The 5,625-nt window shown below is 51.0% G+C and carries 2 tRNA genes and 3 rRNA genes; all 5 read right to left on the bottom strand.

The annotated features are described in order from the left end of the window. Window positions 1–19: 19 nt before the first annotated feature. The 5 genes from rrf to DNK59_RS24125 all read right to left on the bottom strand — a co-directional run bounded on the left by rrf (window position 20) and on the right by DNK59_RS24125 (window position 5,236). Window positions 20–135, bottom strand: a 5S ribosomal RNA gene (gene rrf / locus DNK59_RS24145). 153 nt (window positions 136–288) lie between these two features. Then, window positions 289–3,180 (bottom strand): 23S ribosomal RNA (locus DNK59_RS24140). Between the two features lie 231 nt (window positions 3,181–3,411). After that, window positions 3,412–3,487, bottom strand: a tRNA-Ala gene (locus DNK59_RS24135). A gap of 10 nt (window positions 3,488–3,497) precedes the next feature. After that, window positions 3,498–3,574, bottom strand: a tRNA-Ile gene (locus DNK59_RS24130). 123 nt (window positions 3,575–3,697) lie between these two features. Continuing rightward, window positions 3,698–5,236: ribosomal RNA gene (locus tag DNK59_RS24125) — 16S ribosomal RNA — on the bottom strand. The 16S, 23S and 5S rRNA genes sit together here with 2 tRNA genes alongside, the layout of an rRNA operon. Between the last annotated feature and the right edge of the window lie 389 nt (window positions 5,237–5,625).

Below are 5,625 nucleotides of genomic sequence, written 5' to 3'. Positions count from 1 at the left end.
TTGGGGTTTCGGAATTTAATCTTGACGATGACCTACTCTCACATGGGGAAACCCCACACTACCATCGGCGATGCATCGTTTCACTTCTGAGTTCGGGATGGGATCAGGTGGTTCCAACGCTCTATGGTCGTCAAGAAATTCGGTAGCCAGTCCGTTGCTTGTGCAACGTGCCAGCGAATGGGTATGTAATAGAGTTGGTGCTTTGTGAGCCTGCAAACTTTCGGTTTGTTTCGTCTTCACACACCGCAATCTGGCCTCTTTCGAGTTCGCAAATTGCTTGGGTGTTATATGGTCAAGCCTCACGGGCAATTAGTATTGGTTAGCTCAACGCCTCACAGCGCTTACACACCCAACCTATCAACGTCGTAGTCTTCGACGGCCCTTTAGGGGATTCAAGATCCCAGTGAGATCTCATCTTGAGGCAAGTTTCCCGCTTAGATGCTTTCAGCGGTTATCTTTTCCGAACATAGCTACCCGGCAATGCCACTGGCGTGACAACCGGAACACCAGAGGTTCGTCCACTCCGGTCCTCTCGTACTAGGAGCAGCCCCTCTCAAATCTCAAACGTCCACGGCAGATAGGGACCGAACTGTCTCACGACGTTCTAAACCCAGCTCGCGTACCACTTTAAATGGCGAACAGCCATACCCTTGGGACCGGCTTCAGCCCCAGGATGTGATGAGCCGACATCGAGGTGCCAAACACCGCCGTCGATATGAACTCTTGGGCGGTATCAGCCTGTTATCCCCGGAGTACCTTTTATCCGTTGAGCGATGGCCCTTCCATACAGAACCACCGGATCACTAAGACCTACTTTCGTACCTGCTCGACGTGTCTGTCTCGCAGTCAAGCGCGCTTTTGCCTTTATACTCTACGACCGATTTCCGACCGGTCTGAGCGCACCTTCGTACTCCTCCGTTACTCTTTAGGAGGAGACCGCCCCAGTCAAACTACCCACCATACACTGTCCTCGATCCGGATAACGGACCTGAGTTAGAACCTCAAAGTTGCCAGGGTGGTATTTCAAGGATGGCTCCACGCAGACTGGCGTCCACGCTTCAAAGCCTCCCACCTATCCTACACAAGCAAATTCAAAGTCCAGTGCAAAGCTATAGTAAAGGTTCACGGGGTCTTTCCGTCTAGCCGCGGATACACTGCATCTTCACAGCGATTTCAATTTCACTGAGTCTCGGGTGGAGACAGCGCCGCCATCGTTACGCCATTCGTGCAGGTCGGAACTTACCCGACAAGGAATTTCGCTACCTTAGGACCGTTATAGTTACGGCCGCCGTTTACCGGGGCTTCGATCAAGAGCTTCGCGTTAGCTAACCCCATCAATTAACCTTCCGGCACCGGGCAGGCGTCACACCCTATACGTCCACTTTCGTGTTTGCAGAGTGCTGTGTTTTTAATAAACAGTCGCAGCGGCCTGGTATCTTCGACCGGCATGAGCTTACGGAGCAAGTCCTTCACCCTCACCGGCGCACCTTCTCCCGAAGTTACGGTGCCATTTTGCCTAGTTCCTTCACCCGAGTTCTCTCAAGCGCCTTGGTATTCTCTACCCAACCACCTGTGTCGGTTTGGGGTACGGTTCCTAGTTATCTGAAGCTTAGAAGCTTTTCTTGGAAGCATGGCATCAACCACTTCGTCACCTAAAAGGTAACTCGTCATCAGCTCTCGGCCTTGAAACCCCGGATTTACCTAAGATTTCAGCCTACCACCTTAAACTTGGACAACCAACGCCAAGCTGGCCTAGCCTTCTCCGTCCCTCCATCGCAATAACTAGAAGTACAGGAATATTAACCTGTTTTCCATCGACTACGCTTTTCAGCCTCGCCTTAGGGACCGACTAACCCTGCGTCGATTAACGTTGCGCAGGAAACCTTGGTCTTTCGGCGTGGGTGTTTTTCACACCCATTGTCGTTACTCATGTCAGCATTCGCACTTCTGATACCTCCAGCAAGCTTCTCAACTCACCTTCACAGGCTTACAGAACGCTCCTCTACCGCATCACTTACGTGATACCCGTAGCTTCGGTGTATGGTTTGAGCCCCGTTACATCTTCCGCGCAGGCCGACTCGACTAGTGAGCTATTACGCTTTCTTTAAAGGGTGGCTGCTTCTAAGCCAACCTCCTAGCTGTCTAAGCCTTCCCACATCGTTTCCCACTTAACCATAACTTTGGGACCTTAGCTGACGGTCTGGGTTGTTTCCCTTTTCACGACGGACGTTAGCACCCGCCGTGTGTCTCCCATGCTCGGCACTTGTAGGTATTCGGAGTTTGCATCGGTTTGGTAAGTCGGGATGACCCCCTAGCCGAAACAGTGCTCTACCCCCTACAGTGATACATGAGGCGCTACCTAAATAGCTTTCGAGGAGAACCAGCTATCTCCGAGCTTGATTAGCCTTTCACTCCGATCCACAGGTCATCCGCTAACTTTTCAACGGTAGTCGGTTCGGTCCTCCAGTCAGTGTTACCTAACCTTCAACCTGCCCATGGATAGATCGCCCGGTTTCGGGTCTATTCCCAGCGACTAGACGCCCTATTAAGACTCGCTTTCGCTACGCCTCCCCTATTCGGTTAAGCTCGCCACTGAAAATAAGTCGCTGACCCATTATACAAAAGGTACGCAGTCACAGAACAAAGTCTGCTCCCACTGCTTGTACGCATACGGTTTCAGGATCTATTTCACTCCCCTCTCCGGGGTTCTTTTCGCCTTTCCCTCACGGTACTAGTTCACTATCGGTCAGTCAGTAGTATTTAGCCTTGGAGGATGGTCCCCCCATATTCAGACAAGGTTTCTCGTGCCCCGTCCTACTCGATTTCATGACTAAGAGATTTTCGCGTACAGGGCTATCACCCACTATGGCCGCACTTTCCAGAGCGTTCCGCTAATCTCAAAGCCACTTAAGGGCTAGTCCCCGTTCGCTCGCCACTACTAAGGGAATCTCGGTTGATTTCTTTTCCTCAGGGTACTTAGATGTTTCAGTTCCCCTGGTTCGCCTCTTGCACCTATGTATTCAGTACAAGATAACCATCTTATGATGGCTGGGTTCCCCCATTCAGAGATCTCCGGATCAAAGTCTGTTTGCCGACTCCCCGAAGCTTATCGCAGGCTACCACGTCTTTCATCGCCTCTGACTGCCAAGGCATCCACCGTATGCGCTTCTTCACTTGACCATATAACCCCAAGCAATCTGGTTATACTATGAAGACGACATTCGCCGAAAATTCGCAAAACTCTTAAGAGTTACTCACAAATTTTACCTTAGCCTGATCCGTTACCAGTGAAAGTAACGTTCAGTCTATCTTTCTATCACATACCCAAATTTTTAAAGAACGATCTAATCAAAAGACTAGAAATCAACATTCAATGTGAATGCTCATTTCTAAGCTTTCAGAAGCAGTTTATGGTGGAGCCAAGCGGGATCGAACCGCTGACCTCCTGCGTGCAAGGCAGGCGCTCTCCCAGCTGAGCTATGGCCCCATAACAAAATTGGTGGGTCTGGGCAGATTCGAACTGCCGACCTCACCCTTATCAGGGGTGCGCTCTAACCAACTGAGCTACAGACCCAATTTCGAGCTTGTAACTGTTAGCTTGGAGCTATCAGCTTGGAGCTTAAAGCTGCTTCTATCGTCTTCTTCAATGAATCAAGCAATTCGTGTGGGAGCTTATGAAGCAGCTGATGTCGTCGATTAAGGAGGTGATCCAGCCGCAGGTTCCCCTACGGCTACCTTGTTACGACTTCACCCCAGTCATGAATCACACCGTGGTAACCGTCCCCCCGAAGGTTAGACTAGCTACTTCTGGTGCAACCCACTCCCATGGTGTGACGGGCGGTGTGTACAAGGCCCGGGAACGTATTCACCGCGACATTCTGATTCGCGATTACTAGCGATTCCGACTTCACGCAGTCGAGTTGCAGACTGCGATCCGGACTACGATCGGTTTTATGGGATTAGCTCCACCTCGCGGCTTGGCAACCCTTTGTACCGACCATTGTAGCACGTGTGTAGCCCAGGCCGTAAGGGCCATGATGACTTGACGTCATCCCCACCTTCCTCCGGTTTGTCACCGGCAGTCTCCTTAGAGTGCCCACCATAACGTGCTGGTAACTAAGGACAAGGGTTGCGCTCGTTACGGGACTTAACCCAACATCTCACGACACGAGCTGACGACAGCCATGCAGCACCTGTCTCAATGTTCCCGAAGGCACCAATCCATCTCTGGAAAGTTCATTGGATGTCAAGGCCTGGTAAGGTTCTTCGCGTTGCTTCGAATTAAACCACATGCTCCACCGCTTGTGCGGGCCCCCGTCAATTCATTTGAGTTTTAACCTTGCGGCCGTACTCCCCAGGCGGTCAACTTAATGCGTTAGCTGCGCCACTAAGAGCTCAAGGCTCCCAACGGCTAGTTGACATCGTTTACGGCGTGGACTACCAGGGTATCTAATCCTGTTTGCTCCCCACGCTTTCGCACCTCAGTGTCAGTATCAGTCCAGGTGGTCGCCTTCGCCACTGGTGTTCCTTCCTATATCTACGCATTTCACCGCTACACAGGAAATTCCACCACCCTCTACCATACTCTAGCTTGCCAGTTTTGGATGCAGTTCCCAGGTTGAGCCCGGGGCTTTCACATCCAACTTAACAAACCACCTACGCGCGCTTTACGCCCAGTAATTCCGATTAACGCTTGCACCCTCTGTATTACCGCGGCTGCTGGCACAGAGTTAGCCGGTGCTTATTCTGTCGGTAACGTCAAAATACTCACGTATTAGGTAAGTACCCTTCCTCCCAACTTAAAGTGCTTTACAATCCGAAGACCTTCTTCACACACGCGGCATGGCTGGATCAGGCTTTCGCCCATTGTCCAATATTCCCCACTGCTGCCTCCCGTAGGAGTCTGGACCGTGTCTCAGTTCCAGTGTGACTGATCATCCTCTCAGACCAGTTACGGATCGTCGCCTTGGTGAGCCATTACCTCACCAACTAGCTAATCCGACCTAGGCTCATCTAATAGCGTGAGGTCCGAAGATCCCCCACTTTCTCCCGTAGGACGTATGCGGTATTAGCGCCCGTTTCCGGACGTTATCCCCCACTACTAGGCAGATTCCTAGGCATTACTCACCCGTCCGCCGCTCGCCACCAGGTACAAGTACCCGTGCTGCCGCTCGACTTGCATGTGTTAGGCCTGCCGCCAGCGTTCAATCTGAGCCATGATCAAACTCTTCAGTTCAAACATCTTTGGGTTTTGAGAAAACCCTAAACTTGGCTCAGCAATCGTTGGTTACATCTTTGATTTCTCGCGGAGTAACTTGTGATGCTGATAATCTTTTTGACTATCAGTCTGACTCCACAAGCACCCACACGAATTGCTTGATTCAGTTGTTAAAGAGCGGTTGGTTAAGATCTTTCGTCTCAACCGAGGCGCGCATTCTACAGCAGCCTCATTTACTGTCAAGCGATTTTTTAAGAAGTTTTTGAAGATTTCCTCAACAACTTCAACCACTTGCGCTTTCGATCTCTCGTTAGCGGGAGGCGAATTCTACAGCGTTACACGCTGCTGTCAACACCTCTTTTCAACCGCTTTCGACCGAGAGGATCGAATCGTTAACAAGGCGAAAA

Source organism: Pseudomonas sp. TKO26, assembly GCF_003225665.1.
GTDB classification, from domain to species: Bacteria; Pseudomonadota; Gammaproteobacteria; order Pseudomonadales; family Pseudomonadaceae; genus Aquipseudomonas; species Aquipseudomonas saponiphila.
The sequence above is the reverse complement of the archived record's forward strand: the minus strand, read 5'-3'. Positions and strand labels throughout refer to the sequence as shown.